Origin of the sequence: Pandoraea cepalis, from assembly GCF_902459625.1 — a bacterium.
Classification (GTDB): domain Bacteria; phylum Pseudomonadota; class Gammaproteobacteria; order Burkholderiales; family Burkholderiaceae; genus Pandoraea; species Pandoraea cepalis.
The window spans coordinates 15,801-34,860 of record NZ_CABPRY010000019.1; the positions used below are offsets into that span (position 1 = coordinate 15,801).

18 protein-coding genes, 2 tRNA genes and 1 pseudogene are annotated in these 19,060 nt (G+C 62.4%); 10 read left to right on the forward strand and 11 right to left on the reverse strand.

Features of this window, described 5'->3' with window-relative positions; translation table 11 throughout:
* Window positions 1-52 precede the first annotated feature (52 nt).
* Window positions 53-283, reverse strand: coding sequence for a hypothetical protein (locus PCE31107_RS22490; RefSeq protein ID WP_150610723.1), 231 nt, complete (start codon window positions 281-283; stop codon window positions 53-55).
* Window positions 284-337: 54 nt separating this feature from the next.
* On the reverse strand, window positions 338-592 hold the full coding sequence (locus tag PCE31107_RS22495; RefSeq protein ID WP_150610724.1) for a hypothetical protein: 255 nt from the start codon (window positions 590-592) through the stop codon (window positions 338-340).
* Window positions 593-706: 114 nt separating this feature from the next.
* Here PCE31107_RS22495 and PCE31107_RS22500 point away from each other — a divergent pair, with 114 nt between their 5' ends.
* Window positions 707-1,444, forward strand: a complete 738-nt coding sequence (locus tag PCE31107_RS22500; RefSeq protein WP_150610725.1) for a riboflavin synthase subunit alpha — start codon at window positions 707-709, stop codon at window positions 1,442-1,444.
* Between the two features lie 190 nt (window positions 1,445-1,634).
* Here PCE31107_RS22500 and PCE31107_RS22505 read toward each other — a convergent pair whose 3' ends face one another.
* Genes PCE31107_RS22505 through PCE31107_RS22515 form a run of 3 tightly spaced genes read right to left on the reverse strand, consistent with a single transcriptional unit; the run spans window position 1,635 to window position 4,218 of the window.
* Window positions 1,635-2,234: a thiamine phosphate synthase gene (locus tag PCE31107_RS22505; RefSeq protein ID WP_150610726.1), complete on the reverse strand. Its 600-nt coding sequence runs from the start codon at window positions 2,232-2,234 to the stop codon at window positions 1,635-1,637.
* Between the two features lie 5 nt (window positions 2,235-2,239).
* On the reverse strand, window positions 2,240-3,550 hold the full coding sequence (locus tag PCE31107_RS22510) for an MFS transporter (protein ID WP_150610727.1): 1,311 nt from the start codon (window positions 3,548-3,550) through the stop codon (window positions 2,240-2,242).
* A complete protein-coding gene (locus PCE31107_RS22515; protein ID WP_150610728.1) occupies window positions 3,523-4,218 on the reverse strand; it encodes a LuxR family transcriptional regulator in 696 nt (231 codons plus the stop codon). The genes PCE31107_RS22510 and PCE31107_RS22515 overlap by 28 nt, the downstream gene beginning before the upstream one ends.
* A 287-nt stretch (window positions 4,219-4,505) precedes the next feature.
* On the opposite strand from PCE31107_RS22515, the gene PCE31107_RS22520 reads away from it, so the two are divergent.
* The gene (locus tag PCE31107_RS22520) at window positions 4,506-4,832 is read left to right on the forward strand and encodes a hypothetical protein (protein ID WP_150610729.1); all 327 of its coding nucleotides are present in this window, start codon (window positions 4,506-4,508) and stop codon (window positions 4,830-4,832) included.
* Window positions 4,833-5,014: 182 nt separating this feature from the next.
* The gene (gene xth / locus PCE31107_RS22525; RefSeq protein ID WP_130025707.1) at window positions 5,015-5,794 is read left to right on the forward strand and encodes an exodeoxyribonuclease III; all 780 of its coding nucleotides are present in this window, start codon (window positions 5,015-5,017) and stop codon (window positions 5,792-5,794) included.
* Window positions 5,795-5,899: 105 nt separating this feature from the next.
* Here xth and PCE31107_RS22530 read toward each other — a convergent pair whose 3' ends face one another.
* The 6 genes and pseudogenes from PCE31107_RS22530 to glnA form a co-directional block, all read right to left on the reverse strand.
* Window positions 5,900-6,883 carry a flagellar brake protein gene (locus tag PCE31107_RS22530; RefSeq protein ID WP_150610730.1) on the reverse strand — a complete coding sequence of 328 codons (984 nt, stop codon included), beginning with the start codon at window positions 6,881-6,883 and terminating at the stop codon, window positions 5,900-5,902.
* Between the two features lie 275 nt (window positions 6,884-7,158).
* Entirely contained in the window at window positions 7,159-9,912 is a 2,754-nt protein-coding gene (locus tag PCE31107_RS22535) for a pentapeptide repeat-containing protein (RefSeq protein WP_174966759.1), read from the reverse strand.
* Between the two features lie 209 nt (window positions 9,913-10,121).
* Window positions 10,122-11,003: a dTDP-4-dehydrorhamnose reductase gene (gene rfbD, locus PCE31107_RS22540; protein ID WP_150610732.1), complete on the reverse strand. Its 882-nt coding sequence runs from the start codon at window positions 11,001-11,003 to the stop codon at window positions 10,122-10,124.
* Between the two features lie 55 nt (window positions 11,004-11,058).
* Window positions 11,059-12,645 (reverse strand): nitrogen regulation protein NR(I), encoded by a 1,587-nt coding sequence (gene ntrC, locus PCE31107_RS22545; RefSeq protein WP_150610733.1) that lies wholly within the window; start codon window positions 12,643-12,645, stop codon window positions 11,059-11,061.
* 62 nt (window positions 12,646-12,707) lie between these two features.
* A pseudogene (glnL, locus tag PCE31107_RS22550) lies at window positions 12,708-13,775 on the reverse strand (nitrogen regulation protein NR(II)); the annotation flags it as partial.
* Between the two features lie 304 nt (window positions 13,776-14,079).
* Window positions 14,080-15,495, reverse strand: coding sequence for a type I glutamate--ammonia ligase (gene glnA, locus PCE31107_RS22555; RefSeq protein ID WP_017233517.1), 1,416 nt, complete (start codon window positions 15,493-15,495; stop codon window positions 14,080-14,082).
* A 463-nt stretch (window positions 15,496-15,958) separates the two neighbouring features.
* Between glnA and PCE31107_RS22560 the strand changes: the two genes are divergently transcribed.
* From PCE31107_RS22560 to PCE31107_RS22590, 7 genes are all read left to right on the forward strand, one after another.
* On the forward strand, window positions 15,959-16,426 hold the full coding sequence (locus tag PCE31107_RS22560) for a rhodanese-like domain-containing protein (protein ID WP_130025702.1): 468 nt from the start codon (window positions 15,959-15,961) through the stop codon (window positions 16,424-16,426).
* Window positions 16,427-16,533: 107 nt separating this feature from the next.
* Entirely contained in the window at window positions 16,534-17,151 is a 618-nt protein-coding gene (locus PCE31107_RS22565; RefSeq protein ID WP_130025701.1) for a LysE family translocator, read from the forward strand.
* 249 nt (window positions 17,152-17,400) lie between these two features.
* Window positions 17,401-17,733: a DUF4148 domain-containing protein gene (locus PCE31107_RS22570; RefSeq protein ID WP_017233513.1), complete on the forward strand. Its 333-nt coding sequence runs from the start codon at window positions 17,401-17,403 to the stop codon at window positions 17,731-17,733.
* Between the two features lie 438 nt (window positions 17,734-18,171).
* Complete coding sequence (locus tag PCE31107_RS22575) at window positions 18,172-18,411, forward strand: hypothetical protein (RefSeq protein WP_010804600.1); 240 nt, start codon at window positions 18,172-18,174, stop codon at window positions 18,409-18,411.
* Window positions 18,412-18,594: 183 nt separating this feature from the next.
* Window positions 18,595-18,780, forward strand: a complete 186-nt coding sequence (locus PCE31107_RS22580; protein WP_017233511.1) for a hypothetical protein — start codon at window positions 18,595-18,597, stop codon at window positions 18,778-18,780.
* Window positions 18,781-18,851: 71 nt separating this feature from the next.
* Window positions 18,852-18,927: transfer RNA gene (locus tag PCE31107_RS22585), tRNA-Lys, on the forward strand.
* A gap of 57 nt (window positions 18,928-18,984) precedes the next feature.
* Window positions 18,985-19,060: transfer RNA gene (locus PCE31107_RS22590), tRNA-Lys, on the forward strand.

Sequence of the window (19,060 nt, forward strand, 5' to 3'; positions counted from 1 at the left end):
GGGCCGACGTGGCGGACGTGGCGTCATTGCGTGCGCCGCGCACTCGACGAGCTCAGGCCTTGTCCGCGCTCTGCTTTGTCGCGTCGTGGCCGGTCGTGCCTGCAGCGTCGACCGCCGTCGTGTCTTCCGACGCAGTGCCGAGCAACGCGCCCAGCAACTTGCTGCCGGCGGCATTGCCCTTGTTTTGCGCGCCAACCTGCTTGCCGCGTTGCGGGCCGCGACGCACGCTGCCGTCGATCTTCAGGCCCTTGCGCTTCTCAATTTCAAATTTCGTCTGTGTCATGATGCTGTCCGTGGTGGGCTTGCCCCTCAGGCAGGCCGGGGGTGATTCGGTGGTTCAGAGATCGATGCCGAGACTACCGTCGGCGGCCAGCGACTTCGCCAGCGCGTGAGCGGCTTCGAGCGCGTCGTTCGCCCAGCGATAGGCCTCAGGCGTAGTATGGGTCAGCGGCGGGTCCAGCGTTTCGATGACGTCGTCCACGTCGCGCCAGCCGGTGAAATGCACCACGCCGTGAAATTGCCCGTCCGGCGCGGGCGACGTCTCCGCCCAATAGTAAAAATCCTCCGCCAGCAGGCAACCTTCGAAACTCATGTCGATCCCGTGAAAAGGCGGCATCGTAGCACGTCGCACGGCGAGCGGCATACTGACGCAACGCAGTAGAATACTGCGACACAGCACCCCACGACTCTAGTTACCGACATCACGATGTTTACCGGAATTGTTCAAGGCACGGCCACGCTCTCGTCCATCGACGATCGCGACGGCATGCGCACCCTCGAGCTGGCCTTCCCCGAAGGCTTCTGCGAAGACCTTACCCTGGGGGCCAGCGTCTCGGTCGACGGCGTTTGCCTGACGGTCACGCAATTGCTCTCGCCCACCAGCGCGTCGTTCGACGTGATTCTGCAGAGCCTGAACGTCACGACGCTCGGCGGCTTCGGCGCGGGCGCAAAGGTCAACGTCGAACGTGCCGCCAAGGATGGCGCTGAAATCGGTGGCCATCCACTCTCGGGCCATATCGATTTCTCGACCGACATCCTCAGCGTGCGCACATCGGACACCAACCGCGTGCTGCGCATTGCGATTCCCGAAGCGTTCCGCAAGTACGTTTTCGCGAAGGGGTATATCGCGATCAACGGCGCCAGCCTGACAGTCTCGGAGGTCAATCGACAGGAAGGCTGGTTCGAAGTGTGGCTGATTCCCGAGACGCGCCGCATGACGACATTCGAGGACAAGCTCGCCGGCACACGCGTCAACATCGAGATCGAGCGGAGCACGCAGGTGGTGGTCGACACGGTGCGCGAAGCCGTGCAAGAGAGTCTCGGCCGTCTGCAACCGGTGCTGGAGGCATTGCTCAAGGAAAAGGGCCTCTCGCTTGACGATTTCGTGTCGGTGCCGCAGTTGCCCGCTGGCACCGCCAGCGACACACCGGCGTCCAAGGCCTGAGCCTGCCGAACACTACCGAACTGAAGGACATGCATGCGACTTGCCACGTGGAAGTTTCATGCATGTGCGAACACGTCTCGGTGAGCGTCACACACCGCTCGATAGCCCTGAACATTAAGACGGCGTCGTCGACGGCATAACGCAACGCCACACAACGCTGCGCCCTCGCACGCCATCAGCCTTGCGCAAATCATGAGCGCTCGACCGCCCCGCCCCAAAATGCGCGGATGGCGGCAATGCCGTGTGCCCCCGCTTCACGAGCCTCAGCCACGGTGCCAAGCGACATTCCGCCCAATGCATAGACGGGAACCGACGTCAGCGCCGCCAGTCCACGAAATCGCGACCAGCCAAGGGGGACTGCCGAGGTGTGTGTCGCGGTGGGAAGGACCGGTGAAATGGTCAGCAGGTCAGCCCCCATCTCAGTTGCATGTTTGACTTGGCGATCGTCATGGCACGCGGCGGACACTAGCTGCCCATGCGGAAGTGGCCGGCGCCGGCACGCCATCAACCGTGTGCTCGTGAGGTGTACGCCATCCGCCCGCAATGTCTCGGCCTCACCGAGCGACGCGTTCAGCACGAGGCGCGCATCGTAACGTCGACAGCAAGCCACGGATTTCTCGGCCAACCATGCGTACTGCTCAGGCGTCACGGTCTTGGCACGTAACTGCACCAGTCGGACGCCGGAGCGCAATGCGCAGTCAAGTTGTTCAATGAAGGCGTCCAGCGGCTCGTTTCGTGGCGGTTCGGGGGTAATCAGATAGGTGAGCGGCAATCGCGTCATCGGTTCCATTGCAGTCAGCGTCCAGCGCGAGACGCATAGGGGCCACCCGCGTCGGAACCGGCAAAATCAAGCGTTCTGTGACGATGGGTACGGCAGACATGGTAGGCCACCGGCGCTGCCAGCAAGCCACTTGCTGAGATATAGATCGCCGGCGCGCTTAGAAAGCCTGTCACTTGAATCAGATAGGCGCACACGACGGGCGCGGTTCCACCAAACAGAGCCGTAGCAAATGAGTACGTGACAGCCATACCGAAGTCTCCCCAGTTGCGCCTCAACAGGTCGGGGAGAACGACAAAGATCACGCCCCCCATGCAACCCGTCATGATGGCAAACGCGGCCTGAGCGGCGACCACGGCCACAACCCCTCCCTCGCGCAGGACACAGAACAACGGATAGGTGCCGATCACCAACGAAGCGATTCCCACGACGACGAGCCGTGAGGCGTCGATAACGCGTGAGGCATAGCCTGAAGCCACCATCGAAGCAAACAGAATCACTAACGCCGTGACATTTGACAAGCTGGCGTCAGCGCTGGAAATGCCGAGGTAGGTATGCAGGTAACTTGGCATCCATACGAACAACGCATAGATGGCGATCTCAAGGAACGCAACCAGGATGAAGGCCTGCGCCAGAGGCGTTGCTGTGCGTGGTTCGGATACAAGGCGCGTCTGCTGTTTCCGATCCACGGCAATCGATGACCGGAGGAAATAGATCAGGATCGACAAGGGAATGCAAAACAGAAACGGCCACCGCCAGGCATCGGGCACATATCCGGAGATCGGGGCATCCGCCGAACGTCGCAGCAATTCAGCAAGGTATGGCAGAGCGAAGATCGTTCCTGATGCCAGCAACATGCCAATAAAACCGCTACCGGTAACGAGCGCACAGTACAGACCCCGATTTCGGCTACCCGCGTTTAACGAGACGTAGTAGCCCGCCAATGGCATCTCCCCGCCTGCGCAAAACCCCTGCACGACTTTGAGCAGCAACAACAGAATGGTCGCCACATACCCCGCGCTCTGATACGTCGGCAAGAAGGCGATCAGCGATGCCGGAATTGCCATGCCGAGCAGGCTAAGCTTTAACGCCGCACCTGTGCCGCGGCGACTTCCCAGGATGCCAAAAAACAGGCTGCCGAACGGACGCGCCAGGTAACTGCTCGCGAACACGAGAAAACTCAGCATCAGCGCATGCTTATCACTGGAAGCTGGGAAGAATAGCCGCCCGATCTCCAATGCCATGAACGCGGTGAGCGAGAACTCGTACCACTCCACCGTGTTTGCCGTGAGTGCGATTTTCAGTACTGGATCGAATCGTCGCCGCATGACAGGTTTCTCGTGAGTAAAAAGGCGGCGCGCGCAAGATCGCCATCCACAATCTTGTTCCGCAGGGCGACGCAATGGCACTCCACGGTTCTGTCGGAGATTCCCATGAACCGGGCCACTTCCTTGTTGGAATAACGCTCGACCTTCAGTAAGAACGTGCAAATTTGTGCTTCAGTAGGCGGGGAGATAAATGACGATTCGACGCCAAAGAAAATTAATGCTCGCTTGATCGCATCGGAAATCTGATAGAAATTTCTGTAAAGTCGGTAGATGTAGATTGGCGAAAGTGTTCGCGTGACATCGCGTCGATAAGTAACGATACCAATCACATTCCCATTGAAGCCGACAATCGGAAATTTCGTCATCTCATCCAATTGCACGTCGCCAGAATTATCGATAAACCGATGCCGTCCGGTCGCATGTACTTTCGTTTCTCTGGCGGCGACATCAAGCATTTCAACTGATCTCGCATAATGTCTCCCCCACTCCGGCTGATGAAATTTTAAGTCATCAATTCTCAGCCCCACGACATCCCTCCAGTGACCGACCCCAAACTGCCGAACATTATGACAATTGCTGAACACGTACTTTCCGGTATCCGATTCCTTAAGACTCGCCGGAACCGGGAAATTCTCTATTAGGCTGAGTAGTTTGCTGTCGGATTTCATCGTGACCTTGAAGTGTTTGATCAATCTATCGACGAGTGACCTTTCTATACGAATCCAACCTCAGTGGTTAGCGCGGATGTTTACAACAAGCGACGAAGAAATAATTGCCCATCCCTCTAGGCAGAGTCGATACGGTAGCGTCGAAATGGAGAGGCTTTCTCCGAAAGCGCGGCCTAACCGGAGCGACAACGCATCACGCACGTCCTGATTTGCATCGCAACGACTCGCAGATCACGCCAACGTCTGCCAGAGAGCTGTTGACCCTCAATACCGGAAGTGGAGTTCTCATGTCGAGGCAAGAACGCTATGAAAATGTCGTGGGATGGGCGAAAAAAATCAGAAACGGCCCAGGTAAAGGCGACGCTGAAGAAAGACGCCGTGCGATACGTCCACCGGGTCAAGTGGCATTTAGCGGATTTGCCGTATGGCAATGTGCGAAGGGCACCTTTCTCATCGCCAAGGACGGCCGACTATTGCCCGGCGATCCTGAGCAGCCGTCCAACATTGCACGCCATTCCGATTTTGCTTCGGCGTGGAAATGTGCGCGGAAAGTGGGTCCGTACGCCGTGGTCATTTATGCGGGACCGGGGGGAACTGTGTTCATCGTTGGCTAGGGCGCGCCAGCGTCACCGGGCGATCACGGCCCGCACGATAGTCGCCTACAATGCCGGGTATCACGGCGTGCTGTCGCGCCCCCAACCGGGCGAAAAGTGGGTTGCCGGATGGACATCCAGACACCGATCCGCCCGACGAAACGCCAACGAAACCCGCACCCATCAGAGGGATAAGAATTTTCATGCAACTCGCCACCTGGAACGTCAATTCGCTCAAGGTTCGTCTCGGTCATGTGCAGGACTGGCTACGCAGCAATCCGGTCGACGTGCTGTGCCTTCAGGAACTGAAGCTGACCGACGAGAACTTCCCCATCACCGAGATCGCCGCGCTCGGTTACACATCGCACTTCACCGGCCAGAAGACGTATAACGGCGTCGCAATGCTGGTCAACCACGCGAAGGTGGGAGAAGCGACCGATCTGGTCAAGAATCTGCCGAATTTTGCCGACGAGCAGCAGCGTCTGATTACCGCAACGATCGGCGGCGTACGCGTGGTCTGCGGTTACTTCCCGAACGGACAAGCCGTCGATTCGGACAAGTTCGTCTACAAGCTGAACTGGCTCGACGCACTCACGCACTGGCTCTCCGACGAATTGGTGCGCCACCCGCGACTCGCGCTGCTAGGTGACTACAACATCGCCCCCGAAGACCGCGACGTACACGATCCCGCGAAATGGGAAGGTCAGAATCTCGTGTCGCCGCAGGAACGCCAGGCGTTCGCAAGGCTGCAAGGACTCGGGTTGCGCGATACGTTCCGCATGTTCGATCAACCAGAGAAGACGTTCAGCTGGTGGGACTATCGCATGGGCGCGTTCCGACGCAACGCGGGGCTACGCATCGACCACATTCTCGTGTCTTCCGCATTGGCCGAGCGCTGCACCGGGTGCGAGATCGACCGCGTACCCCGCACCTGGGAACAGCCGTCGGATCACACCCCCGTCATTGCCACTTTCAAGGACTGACGGGCGTCCTGACACGTCCTGGGCACTGCGCTCCGCGCTCTACGCGCACGCCATGCGAACGGCACCTGATTCAGGTGCCGTTTTTTCCATCGAAGGCTTTGCGGATCATTGGCCGCTGCGCGGATCCGTCAGGCGCGACTCATAGACAAAACAGCGAATCGCCGCCTTGTTTCGCGTGTCCATCTGCGTGAACTCCAGACCGTAGGCCCACGTTCCATCGACCCGCGGACCCTCCACGCTGCGAACCGCTGCCATACCGAGAATCGCCACCACATCGGCGCCGATCGGCACACGGAACTGCAACGCGACGAGACGACAGCCTTCCGGCAGCGGCGCCTTCACCACGATTCCCGCGCCATCCGCGCTGACATCGCGCACCAGTACGAGCCACTCAGGTGTGTCCTGCGGGTCGGCAAGCATGCGGGTGAACGAGACCCGCGACGTCTCGTCCAGTGGCGAGAGTCGCGCCACCAGCCGCGTATCGACGCGAGGTGTACGACGCACGGGCGTCTCACGCACCTGCGAAGGACGCGAAAGCACCACATAGTCGAACGGCCCCTGATGCACGCTGTGCACATCGCAAGTGAATTCGTACAGGTTGTCGCCCGGAAATGTCCAGAGCGCAAGCCGGTCGCCCGCCGTCACCGGTCGACGCGTGTCGCCCGAAGCAGGCGGCGTGATGATCAACATACCGTTGGGCGCGCGGCCAATCAGGCGAGCGCGTACGCGCGGGCTCTCGGCGTCCGGCGAGACACGCACCTGTATCCATGCGCCGACTGGCAACGGCACCGGCAACCCCTGCAGGTACGCGGCCGACGCGCCGGCCCCCAGTGGCGACGCGGAATTGGCGGCCTCCGTGCGCCCCGCCGCTTCGCCCGTGGTCGCCCCCTCGGGAAGCGGCCGGTGCGGCGCGAACGTCGTGAAGAGCCAGTCGAGATCGGCCTCGGACGGCAAACGCTCGCCCGCCGCCAGCAGCGGTGTGCCGTCGGCGTCGAACAACGGCCAGGAGAGTGGAATGTGGGCGTCAAGCTCGCGACGATTCACCGCCACGAACCCCGGATAGCCTGACGCGATACCAGTCGAGTCCATGATGCCTGGGAGAGTATGAAACCCTTGATTGCCTGAAAACAGGGCGTTGGCCTTCCCGTATCCCAACTCACGGGACCGCCGCTTGGGCACCCCCGCTTCGCAATGGCATCCGCAGCCAACACCCAACAAAAGTCACCAACGGCCGGCACTTGACGCGTCCGGACGTCCGAAAAGCGTCACCGCGAACGGGAACGCTTGGCGCGCAAGCACGTTTTACCACGAAAGACGACATGCCCTGACGGTGAAACATCGGGCAAAAACCGGCTCATTCCTGCTTAATCGTCATCGGTCCCCGCCGAAAAACCGTCGTTGGCCTCCGCCGCTGAAAGCATCCATCGACGAATCGCGCCCGCCTGGAGCGGCAGACGGATCGCCCAGAACCAAGGCAGCGTTTGACGACACGCCTGCGCAAGCCCCGGCAACTGTGCAATGTCCGGGCAAGTCAGCCAGTCGGCCAGCCGCTCTGCCAGTCGTTCCACCGCGCTCGTCTCGCCGGCCAGACATTCGCGCAACGCCAGCGCCTGCGGCAAGTGACGCGACGCGGCGTCTCCTCGCAGGGTTTCGTTCAGGGCTGCGAGCGCGTAGTCGCGATAAGCCCTCAACTCATCTGCCGGCAACCGCTCACTTGCCGGCGCCCCCGAGGCGCCGTTCGCGATCGACCACGGTCGGTGCCATTCCGGTTGGGTCGCCAGCCAACTCAATCCGGCGACGACGGACACCCATCGAACGTGCCGCGCCATGGCAACGCTCAACGGCGGCTCGCCGGCGGGCATGACGAAGGGAATCTCGCGGAAAACGTCTTCGATGTCGGCATGTCCTGCCCGCCGCAACTGCGCATGGTTCGGTGAGCGCGACGAACGGACCACGGCGTCGAGTCGGTCGGCCGTGCTCAATGGCGCTGGCACGGCCTGCATTGTCGCCGTGCCGACGGCCGAGTGCCACGGATCCCATGCCCCATGACACGCGGCATCGGCGTGGTTGGCGCCGCCCATGCCAAACCAACGCCCAACAAGCCGGAGGAAGGGGGCGAGCGGATGCTCTATTGGCCAAAGCCCGGCAAGAAAGCCGAACTCCCTGAGCAGCCCCTGAAGTTGCGCCATGCTGCCCGGGACAAAATCGTCGGGCGACGCCGCATCGCGCACGATGACGCGCGTACCGACCCATCGCCAGCCCGGCAGCGTCTCGAAAACGTGGGACACGTTGCCCTGCGTCGCCGGATGCCCCGCCCCCCCCTCCAGCACACTCGCCAGCAGGTGCCTCGGCAGACGTGCCGCAACCCCGCCGTCCGCCCCAATCAGTACGATGTACGACGCATCGAATGCATCGATCCCATCCGCCGAAAGCGCCACGTGCACCTGCGGCGGCAGCGCCTCGAACCACGCGGACCGCAGCGCCTGTACACGCGTGTCGCCAATGCCATCCACGCCTTCTCCGGCCCAGTAGAGGGTTTGGCACATCGCCCCCGCCAGCGGCCATACGGCCTGCGACGACACATGACTGCAGCGCCGGTGCAACGCCGTCATGAGCGACGCCGTCCCCCATTCCGCCCGTGGCCGCAACCACCGCTCGTCCACCAGTTCGTGAAGCGTGCGCCTGAGCCATTGCGCCCGAAGTTCGGCAATGCCGTCATGTCCGCCAATGGCTCCCGCCTCGCCCCCGCCGACCAGCAAACGACCGAGCCAGTCGCTGCGCTGCACGGACGCAGGCAGCCGCTCGAGCCGCGGCGCGACCTCGCGCCCCCCGCCCAGAATGCCAGGCGAACTGGCGAGCGCGACCAATAGTTGTATGAAGATGCTCGCGCGCATCGCCGGCTGGTCGAGTGGCAACGTCGTCAACGATTGCACGACCTTTTCAAGTTCGAACGGTGTCAGGTGTCGCAGCCACGCGGCGTCGAGGCGAACGCGGGCGCCGTGCCATTGCGTGCCGGCCAGATTGCAGTTGGCCCCGATGCGCACGTGCTTCAAACTCGCCCCGCTGAATCGGGAATGGCGCAGATCGCAGGATTCAAAAAACACGCCGTTGAGCTTCGCTCCGCGCGCGTCCCACCCCAGGCATTCGCAGTGTCGGAATTCGGCGCCCCGCAAGTCGGCGCCGATGGCCTGCCCGTTGCGCATGGCCACCGACGTCCATTGCGAGTGTTTGGCCTTTGCGCCGATCAGCTTCGCGCCGTGGGCGGTGCCCCCAGTAAAGCTCGCCTGCTGCAATTTGGCCCGGTGGAACGATGCGCCATCGAGACGAACTTGCACAAACTGCAGTCCCTGGCATCTCGCTTCGCTCAGGTCGGTGCCGCACATCACCGTATGCCAAAGATCGGCACAACGAAGATCGGCTTTCACGAGCCGTGCGCCGCTGACATCCGCCGCCCGAAAACAGGCCCCTCGCAGATCAGCCTTTTCGAAGTCGGCGTTGACATGATTCGAGTACGCAAATCCCGAATTTACCAACGATGCGCCAGTCCACCACGCCCCACTGAAATACCCGCCGCCAAACTGAGCGCCTGGCGCCGTCACACCGCGCAAATCACCGTTCGGCATCGACAGATCGGGCAGCGTTGCATTGCGCAGATTCGACAGCGTTAGCGCAACACTCAGCACAGCGACCGGCCATTCACGCAAGGGCAAACGCTCGCATGCCCGCACGTCGGTCGCCGCCTCGTCGGTCGACGAGAGCCAATGCCATTGGGGGACGACCGGCATCGGGCCGTCAGGGACCGCGCACCACTTCATCAGATCGCGTGCCACTGCGCTGACCCGCGTACCGTCCAGCAGATGGGAAAAGCGGGTGCGCCAAGCCTGTCGCAGCGCATTTTTATCGAATGGCAAGTCGACGCCCATGGCGCTCGCGCCGAGCTGCGGTGCCGCATCGATCCCGAATCGATCGGCGGTCTCGGGGCGCCCCGCGAACCTGTGTGCCAGCCAGGCCACTTGCAGCGAAATCACGCGACGCTCGTCCGCGCTTGCACGCAGCACCGCGTGGCGCAGCCCCTCGGGCGGCGGGGCACTGCGTGCCGCCAGATCGGAAGACGACAATGTGCTGTCGCTACGCCCGTCGATTGGGCGGCTAACAACGGATATTTGGGCCCCGCCCGATATCCCGCTCTGAACCGACCTCATACGTCGCTCCTTGGCGTGCGCTCATGGGCGCGCGCAAAAAAGCACCATGTTGCCGAAGACGTGCGGCCCTGCGCGCCGAGGAAATTCCGATTTGGTGCGCGGGCGCGTCAGGCAGGAGGGTCGTGTCAGCCGATGCAGAGTGTCAGCGCGTCCCGCCAGTCGGGCGCGCGAAGACCGAAGGTGCGTGCGAGCTTGTCGTTGTCGAGGACCGAATACGCCGGGCGCTTGGCCGGTAATGGATAGGCAGAAGTCGGAATCGCCACAACGTTCGGACGCTTCTGCACTGCGCTCAGATCGAGAATCGCTTCAGTGAACCCGTGCCAGGTCGTCTGCCCGGCGGCCGTCAGGTGGTACAAACCGCCATGTTCGCGCCAGAAGTCGGCGTCGCCCCCGTTGCGTCCAAACCCTTGCACCAACACCTGCGACGTCAGTTCGGCGATCGTGCGGCACCACGTCGGCGCACCGTGCTGGTCAGCCACGATCCGCAATTCGTCGCGCTCGCGGGCCAGTCGTTGAACGGTGAGCAGGAAGTTCGCACCGCGCGCACCGTACACCCAGCTCGTGCGCAGCACCAGATGATTCGCACCGCTCGCCGCGATGGCCGCTTCGCCTGCCAGCTTGGTGCGGCCGTACGCGTTCTGCGGGTTGGTGGGTTCGTCCTCGCGATATGGCGTGGAAGACGTACCGTCGAAAACGTAGTCAGTGGAAAAGTGAACGACGAGTGCGCCGGTGCGCTTGGCCGCTTCGGCCATGATGCCGGGCACGACCGCGTTCACCTGATACGCGGCGGCCTCGTCCGTCTCGGCACGATCGACCGCCGTATAGGCCGCCGGATTGACGATCAGATCCGGCGAGAAGTCACGCAGGGTGCGCACGACGCTGTCGGTGTCAAGCAGGTCCATCTCGTCGCGCCCGGGGGCGTGCACGTCGCCCAAGCCCTGCAGGCTACGTGCCAGCTCCCAGCCCACCTGCCCGGTGGCGCCCGTCAACAGGATGCGTCTTGCCATGGTAAAGCTCCCTTGTGGCCGAATCGTCAAACCTGGGAGCCTACCGTGATTGGGGTCAGGTTTCCAGCCCGAGTTCCTGGATCTTGCGCGTGATGGTGTTCCGTCCGATGCCAAGGCGGCTTGCCGCCTCGACTTTGCGTCCGCGCGTGAAGTCGAGCGCCTCGTTGATCAACGCCGTCTCGAACCGGCGCGTCAATTGATCCATCACGTCGGGCGACGCAGAACGAAGCAGGCGTGCCACTTCACGGCGCAAGAGCGGCTCCCAGCTGTCCGCACCGGTGCCGTCTCCCGTCGCGCCAACATTGCCCGCGACCGCAGCGGCACCACCGGCACCCGCGATCCCGCCGACGGCCGACAGCCCCGCGTCTACGCCGCCATAACCCGCGATGGCCGGCACCGGGGCGGTGGTCCCCGTTGCCGCCTGGGTCGTCGCGGCGGGGTAGGCAGGCATGCTTGCCGACGCTCCCACTCCGGCCCCCGGCGCCGCTGCCAGCGTCTGGAACTCCGGCGGCAAATCCTTGATCTCCACCGTCTGCGCCGGGGCCATGACCGTCAGCCAGTTGCTCAGGTTTTCCAGTTGACGCACATTGCCCGGGAACGGGAAGCGCGTCAGATGCGCCAGCGCAGCCTCGCTGATGCGCTTCGTCTCGACGCCCAGGTCGCGCGCGCTCTTCTGCAGAAAGTGACGCACCAGCAGCGGGATATCCTCATTGCGCTCGCGCAGTGACGGCAAACGCAAGCGAATCACATTCAGTCGGTGATACAGATCTTCGCGAAACAGACCCTGCCGCACACGATCTTCCAGATTCTGGTGCGTGGCCGCGATCACGCGGACATTCGCCTTGATCGGACTATGGCCGCCGACGCGGTAGTAATTACCGTCCGAGAGCACGCGCAGCAAACGCGTTTGCAGATCGAGCGGCATGTCACCGATTTCGTCGAGGAACAGTGTGCCGCTCTCGGCCTGCTCGAAGCGGCCGCGCCGCGTGGCCTGCGCACCGGTAAACGCCCCGCGCTCATGGCCAAAAAGTTCGGATTCCAGCAGATCCTTCGGAATTGCCGCCGTGTTGAGCGCGATGAACGGCCCGCCGGCGCGCGGCGAGTGGCGGTGCAGTGCCCGCGCGACCAGTTCCTTGCCGGAGCCCGATTCGCCGGTGATAAGCACCGTGGCGCTCGAATGCGAGAGACGACCGATCGCTCGGAACACGTCTTGCATGGCGCTCGCCTGCCCGAGAATTTCCGGCTCTTCGGTGATGCGTTCGTCGTCCGTCGCCTCGCGCAGGCTTTCCTCGACCGCGCGCAAAATCAGCTCGACCGCGCGATCGACGTCGAACGGCTTGGCGAGATATTCGAACGCACCGCCCTGAAAGGCCGCGACGGCGCTGTCCAGATCCGAGAACGCGGTCATGATGATGACCGGCAGTCCGGGATGTCGTTGTTTGACCGTCTGCAGCAGTTCGAGCCCGGAGCCGCCCGCCATGCGGATGTCCGAGACCAGCACCTGCGGCGAGTCGTGTTCGAGCGCCGCGCTGGCTTCGCGCGGACCGGTAAAGCTGCGCACCGGCAGATTGGCTCGTGAGAGCGCCTTTTCGAGCACCCATCGAATCGATTGGTCGTCGTCTACTATCCAGATCGGCTTCATTGTTCACCGTTTAACGTCTATGCCCGGCCGCAGGTGCTACGGCCGACGGCGTGAGGGCCGCTTCAGCCCAGGGGCAGCAGGATTCGGAAATCCGTCCGTCCGGGCCGGCTTTCGCATTCGATCAAACCCTCGTGGCGCTGCACGAACGACTGCGCCAGTGTGAGTCCCAGACCGCTCCCCCCTTCTCGCCCGGAGACGAGCGGATAGAAAATGCGGTCACGAATGTCGGCGGGAATGCCTGGCCCGTTGTCGATCACATGCAATTCCAATGCCAGCTTGTGCAAACGTTTGGCAATCGTGATCTTTCGCGCCACTCGCGTGCGCAAGACGATGCGCGCATCGCCCCGCGCAATCTGCCCGCGCAGCGCTTCGGCACCATTGCGAACGATGTTGAGCAGGGCTTGAATGAGTTGTTCCTTGTCGCCACGAAAGTCGGGCAGGCTCACATCGTAGTCGCGCTCGATCGACAGCCCCTGCGGAAACTCGGCGAGCACCACAGACCGCACGCGCTCGCACACCTCGTGGATGTTGACGTCGGTGGCAATGAACGGATGACGGTGCGGTTCGAGCAGGCGGTCGACCAGCGTCTGAAGTCTGTCGGACTCCTTGATGATGACCTGTGTGTACTCGCGCAGCTCACGCTGATCCAGCTCGAATTCCAGCAACTGCGCCGCGCCGCGAATCCCGCCCAGCGGGTTCTTGATTTCGTGCGCCAGGTTGCGGATAAGCTGTTTGTTCATCAGCGCCTGATCGATGATGCGCTCTTCACGCTCGTTCTTGATCTTCTGTTCGTTCTCGATCAGCTCAACGATCACGAAATCGGGGGCAGCCTCAGGGGCGGCAACAATCGCATGCGTGTGCAGAGGCTCCTGCGCGGTGCGCTCGAGCACCAAATCGAGGCGCGTCGTCTGAAAGCGGTTGGCGATGAGATCGGCCATCGTCGAGCCGAGCACCTCGCCGTTCGTGAAGACATCATTCCACGTCATTTGCGACAGCGAACGGCGCGAAAGCGCGAGCAGCGCCTCGGCGGCCGGGTTGGCAAACACGACACGCAGCGATTGCTTCTCAAGCACGAGCAAGACGGTGGGCAACGCTTCGAGACCGGGCAACACGCCCGTCGCCGCGAGCTTGGCTTCCCACGGATCGACGCCCGGCGGCAACACCGTCGTATGGCCGGCGGCGTCGGGAGTCATATCGGCGGCATGGGGATCTTCCGCGGCAGCGGCGTGCTCGGCGCGCTTCGTCTGCCCTTTCCCACCGGCACGGACACTGTTCATTAAGGATCGAGGCGAGAGGTTCATGGCTGGCTACGTAGCGAATGCGCGCTGCGGATAAAAAAGGGGGACGGCCGCGGCCATCCCCCTTGCCTGTCGAGCATGACGGTCGGCCGCTGGCGTTCCGTCATGCCGGCGCATTCCCTGCGCAGCGATTCAATTACAGCGAGTAGTACAGTTCGAACTCGAGCGGGTGCGTGGTCATGGCGATACGACGCGCTTCGTCCGTCTTCAACGCGATGTACGAATCGAGCATGCCGTCCGTGAACACGCCACCACGGGTCAGGAACTCGCGGTCTTCGTTCAGGTATTCCAGCGCCTGTTCGAGGCTCGAGCACACGGTCGGGATCTTTGCGTCTTCTTCCGGCGGCAGGTCGTACAGGTTCTTGTCGGCAGCTTCGCCCGGGTGGATCTTGTTCTGCACGCCATCCAGACCGGCCATCAGCATGGCCGAGAAGGCCAGGTACGGGTTGGCCATCGGATCCGGGAAGCGCGCTTCGATGCGGCGGCCCTTCGGGTTGGCAACGTACGGAATACGGATCGAGGCCGAACGGTTACGGGCCGAGTAGGCCAGCTTCACCGGTGCTTCGAAGTGCGGCACCAGACGCTTGTACGAGTTGGTCGACGGGTTCGTGATCGCGTTCAGGGCACGTGCGTGCTTGATGATACCGCCGATGTAATACAGCGCGAACTCCGACAGACCGCCGTAGCCGTTACCGGCGAACAGGTTCTGGCCATCCTTCCAGACCGACTGGTGGATGTGCATGCCCGAGCCGTTGTCGCCCACGATCGGCTTCGGCATGAACGTTGCCGTCTTGCCGTAGCTGTGTGCCACGTTGTGCACCACGTACTTCAGAATCTGCGTCCAGTCGGCGCGCTCGACCAGCGTCGAGAACTTCGTGCCGATTTCGTTCTGGCCCTGACCCGCCACTTCGTGGTGGTGGACTTCGACCGGCACGCCCAGTTGCTCGAGCAACAGGCACATTTCCGAGCGCATGTCCTGGAACGAGTCGACCGGTGCGACCGGGAAGTAACCGCCCTTCACGCCCGGACGGTGGCCCGTGTTGCCGCCTTCGAAGTCCTTCGCCGACGACCACGGGGCTTCTTCCGAATTCACGCGGACGAACGAGCCCGACATGTCCGTGCTCCACTGCACCGAGTCGAAAATGAAGAATTCCGGCTCCGGACCGAAGAAGGCGGTGTCGCCCAGGCCCGTGCTCTTCAGGTAGGCTTCAGCGCGCTTGGCGATGGAACGCGGATCGCGGTCGTAGCCCTTGCCATCGGCCGGCTCGATCACGTCGCAGGTCAGCACCAGCGTGTTTTCTTCGTAAAACGGGTCGATGTAGGCAGTGTTCGCGTCCGGCACGAGCAGCATGTCCGAGGCTTCGATGCCCTTCCAGCCAGCAATCGACGAACCGTCGAAAGCGTGGCCGCTCTCGAACTTGTCAGCGTCGAAGTGCGACACCGGCACCGAGACGTGTTGTTCCTTGCCGCGCGTATCGGTAAAGCGGAAGTCGACGAACTTGACGTCTTCTTCCTTAACCAGATTCATCACATCTGCCACAGATTTGCTCATGCTATCTCCCGAAAGATTCAATCTGGCGCTGCTGGCGCTTATCGCCCGCGTCGCCGTACCGTCTTAACGAACTCCGTGTTCGGATTCGCCAGTGATAAGCAGGAAGCGTGCCAACAATCCATCACCCTGCCCTCCCTGACCCTCGCCCTCTGATTTCTAAGCGAATATTCTATTCTGGTGCGTCCAGCCTGGAATCCCCGCTCACGGGCCACAATTCCCCAATTAAGTGCAACTCGCACCGAAACATCACTGAATTGGTGCATTTTGCGATTATGCACCTTTTGGGTGCCAACATCCGATCGGTGCGAACCGAAATTGTGCGTCGCCCTGCACCGCCATCACGCGCGGCCAAACACTGGCTGCGCGCCGGCCAACCCCGATGCCACGCAACACGTAAAGCGCCTCGCGCACGAAGGGCACGCTAGAATAAAGCACAATCATCGTCCAACGAGATCACAGCCCCATGACAAGCGCCAAAGCCATTCTCGAGCAAGCCTCCCAACGCCGCGCGAGCGCTCAGCTCGCCTACGCAGGCGCCGTGACGCCGGACGAAGCCCTGGCACTGCTTGGCGCCGATGCCAGCGTTCGCCTGATCGACGTGCGCACGCGTGCCGAACTCGACTGGGTCGGCCGCCCGCAGGTACCCGATGGTCAATACGCCAACGTCGAATGGGTTCGATACCCCGGCGGCGTGCCCAACGAACACTTCCTCGAGCAACTCGCTTCCCAGACGCCGGACAAGACCACGCCGCTGTTGTTCCTGTGTCGCAGCGCCGCCCGCTCGAAGGCCGCCGCCAAGGTCGCCTATGAAGCCGGTTACACGCAGTCGTTCGACATTCTCGAAGGCTTCGAGGGCGACAAGGACAAGGCCGGCCATCGGAAGACGGTGAGCGGCTGGTGCTTTCGCGGACTGCCTTGGCTCGGCGCCTGAGTGGGCATTCCTGTGTGCAAATGAGCGCGCAGGAGCACCCGTCGAGGCACGCGCGTCGACACTTTTCCAGACAACGCTGAACGTCTCAATCGCGAGGAAACACTGAGATGGAGTGGACCCCTTTACTTACGTTCGCGCTCGCCCTGTTCGTCGGCGCCGGCACGCCCGGCCCGGGCATCGCGGCCATCGTGGCGCGCGTGCTCGGACGCGGCACGCAGGGCGCCATCGCGTTCACAACAGGCGTGGCGATCGGCGATGTCGTGTGGTTGACGCTCGCCGTGCTGGGCGTCGCCGCACTGGCCCATACCTTCGCGGGCGTGTTTCTCGCGATCAAATACGCCGGCGCCGCCTACTTGCTCTACCTGGCCTGGAAGATGTGGCACGCACCGGTCGCCGCGCCCGCGGAACCGATGGCCGCCGCGCCGCGCGAGCAATCGTGGCGTCTGTTTCTCGGGGGACTGTCGGTCACGATGGGCAACCCGAAGGTCGTCGTGTTCTACTTCGCCCTGCTGCCCAATCTGCTCGATCTCCAACGGGTGACAGCGCTCGGCTACCTCGAAATCGTGGGCGTTACGCTGAGCGTTCTCGCGCTCGTCTTCGGCAGTTACATCGCGCTCGCTGCCCGCGCCCGCCGACTGCTCAGTTCGGCGCGCGCCGTGCGACGTCTGAATCGCGCGACCGGTACGGTGATGGCCGGCGCCGCCGTCGTCATTGCGACTCGCTGAACGCAACACCAGCAGCCATCGCCACTGCGTCGTGATCGCCACCTGCGGGTGGCGTTTTTTTTGGCGCACGTCGCGCATTGTTGCGATTCCCGGAAGTATTTATTCCCTCAATTGCCATTTTTCCGTGATAGCCAGACGCTTAGACTGTCTTCAACGGTCGCACACAACGCATACCGAAGCCTACGAAAGCGAACACCGGTACCGATGCATTGCGCGCCCCCGCAACTGAGAAAGACAGGAGTCAACGTCATGAATCGCAAGCACATCGCCTCAGCCCTGATGTCGGTCTTGATGGTCACCGCCGCCGGCGCCGCCTTCGCACAGGCGGGTCGGAGCAGCGATGCCTACCCCGAGGGTTCGCAATTCGCATGGGTGTCACAAACCTCGCAGGTCTCGCGCGAGCAGGTTCGCCAGGAATTGGTCGATGCCCGCGCCCAGGGCCTGATTCCGCAGAACGATTACGAGTATCCCGTGCTCGCCACGATGCAGCCCAATCAAGCGCCGGGCAAGACGCGCGCCCAGGTGTATGACGATCTCGTGCGCGCACGCCAGAACGGCGAAATGAAGTACTCGAATCCGTAAGCCTTGCGCCCTCGCTGAGCATTGCGGCACGCCGCAGCGCTCAATCGACAGCGTCGGTCGCCGCTCTCAGCCCCCCCCCTCCGAGCCACGCCGCACGCGCCGTCCCTCGTCGTGCTGCCGTACCCCAGCAGCACGACGTGACGCACACAGGCAGGACGGCATCGCCAGCCTGTGTTGCGTCACCTCGTATTGTCCCGCCGACAGGCACGCGCCTGAGCCTGACCGGGCAGCCGGCACGCCCGCTCGTCCAGAACACTTCCCCTCTGGTCGGGCGGACACCGACGGTTTCCCCACGGGCGCCTCTCCTGTCGCCATGTGCTCCCGCGAGCGCATGGGACCTTCGCCCGCGCCCAGCCCAAGGCGCGGGCTTTTTTCTTGAGTCGCGCAAGCTGCGTGCTACCATGCAGCCGTTTCATTTTGCATAGACAGGATCATCCGGTGAGTCAGATCGAATTCGATATCGAGTGGACCGAACGCGCAGCGAAGAAGGCCGAAAAACTCGTCCCCAAGGGCACCCCTCTCGCGCTGCCGCCGATCGAATGCATGCCGGCCGAAGGCGACGTGCTGTTCCTCGGCCAAGGCGACAAGAAGCAACCGTTTATCGTGGTGGAGCGTCAGTACCACCACGAGGGCGAAGACGCATGGACGATCGTGCTGATTCTCGATCTGCCCGAATAACGTTGAGGATCGTTTGCGGCGCCTGGATCGCGTGAATCGAACGTTTCGGACAGATCGCAACGCAACAACGCGCGGCGCGGCCACTGGGGAAATCCCGGTTGCCGCGCCGCTTTGCTTGGACGGGGCCGTTTTCTATACTTGACACATGATTTGACTCGCACAATAGCGGCAGGGAGACCGGCGATGATCGTGCCCCACCTTTCCAACGCTGAACTCATGAGCATGTTTGCGATCGCGGCATTCGGCGCGATCGCTGTCGGCGCCATGCCCTGCAAAGGCGCCGTCCGCATGTGCTGGCGCTCGCTACTCGTTGTCGTCGGCGCGGTGCTTGCCGTGCTGGCGTTCGAGCTGGTACCCCTGCTGACGTAAATCGTTTTTGCGGATTTTCACCATTAAGGGTTGACCCCTTACGGAAGAGCCGATATTATCTCGGTCTCGTTGGGGCGTTAGCTCAGTTGGTAGAGCAGCGGACTCTTAATCCGTAGGTCGAGTGTTCGAGTCACTCACGCCCCACCAAACGAATTCTGAAAAAGGCTGCTACGCCGTGCAGCCTTTTTTATTCCCGGTAGCATCGGGGCGTTAGCTCAGTTGGTAGAGCAGCGGACTCTTAATCCGTAGGTCGAGTGTTCGAGTCACTCACGCCCCACCA

Excerpts from the sequence above, each read along its gene's own strand:
- PCE31107_RS22495 (WP_150610724.1), bottom strand. The coding sequence starts at position 592 with ATGAGTTTCGAAGGTTGCCTGCTGGCGGAGGATTTTTACTATTGGGCG.
- ntrC (WP_150610733.1), bottom strand. The coding sequence starts at position 12,645 with ATGAAGCCGATCTGGATAGTAGACGACGACCAATCGATTCGATGGGTG.
- PCE31107_RS22560 (WP_130025702.1), top strand. The coding sequence starts at position 15,959 with ATGACAAGCGCCAAAGCCATTCTCGAGCAAGCCTCCCAACGCCGCGCG.
- PCE31107_RS22565 (WP_130025701.1), top strand. The coding sequence starts at position 16,534 with ATGGAGTGGACCCCTTTACTTACGTTCGCGCTCGCCCTGTTCGTCGGC.
- glnA (WP_017233517.1), bottom strand. The coding sequence starts at position 15,495 with ATGAGCAAATCTGTGGCAGATGTGATGAATCTGGTTAAGGAAGAAGAC.
- PCE31107_RS22490 (WP_150610723.1), bottom strand. The coding sequence starts at position 283 with ATGACACAGACGAAATTTGAAATTGAGAAGCGCAAGGGCCTGAAGATC.
- PCE31107_RS22515 (WP_150610728.1), bottom strand. The coding sequence starts at position 4,218 with ATGAAATCCGACAGCAAACTACTCAGCCTAATAGAGAATTTCCCGGTT.
- xth (WP_130025707.1), top strand. The coding sequence starts at position 5,015 with ATGCAACTCGCCACCTGGAACGTCAATTCGCTCAAGGTTCGTCTCGGT.
- PCE31107_RS22580 (WP_017233511.1), top strand. The coding sequence starts at position 18,595 with ATGATCGTGCCCCACCTTTCCAACGCTGAACTCATGAGCATGTTTGCG.
- PCE31107_RS22570 (WP_017233513.1), top strand. The coding sequence starts at position 17,401 with ATGAATCGCAAGCACATCGCCTCAGCCCTGATGTCGGTCTTGATGGTC.
- PCE31107_RS22500 (WP_150610725.1), top strand. The coding sequence starts at position 707 with ATGTTTACCGGAATTGTTCAAGGCACGGCCACGCTCTCGTCCATCGAC.
- PCE31107_RS22520 (WP_150610729.1), top strand. The coding sequence starts at position 4,506 with ATGTCGAGGCAAGAACGCTATGAAAATGTCGTGGGATGGGCGAAAAAA.
- PCE31107_RS22505 (WP_150610726.1), bottom strand. The coding sequence starts at position 2,234 with ATGGAACCGATGACGCGATTGCCGCTCACCTATCTGATTACCCCCGAA.
- PCE31107_RS22510 (WP_150610727.1), bottom strand. The coding sequence starts at position 3,550 with ATGCGGCGACGATTCGATCCAGTACTGAAAATCGCACTCACGGCAAAC.
- rfbD (WP_150610732.1), bottom strand. The coding sequence starts at position 11,003 with ATGGCAAGACGCATCCTGTTGACGGGCGCCACCGGGCAGGTGGGCTGG.
- PCE31107_RS22530 (WP_150610730.1), bottom strand. The coding sequence starts at position 6,883 with ATGGACTCGACTGGTATCGCGTCAGGCTATCCGGGGTTCGTGGCGGTG.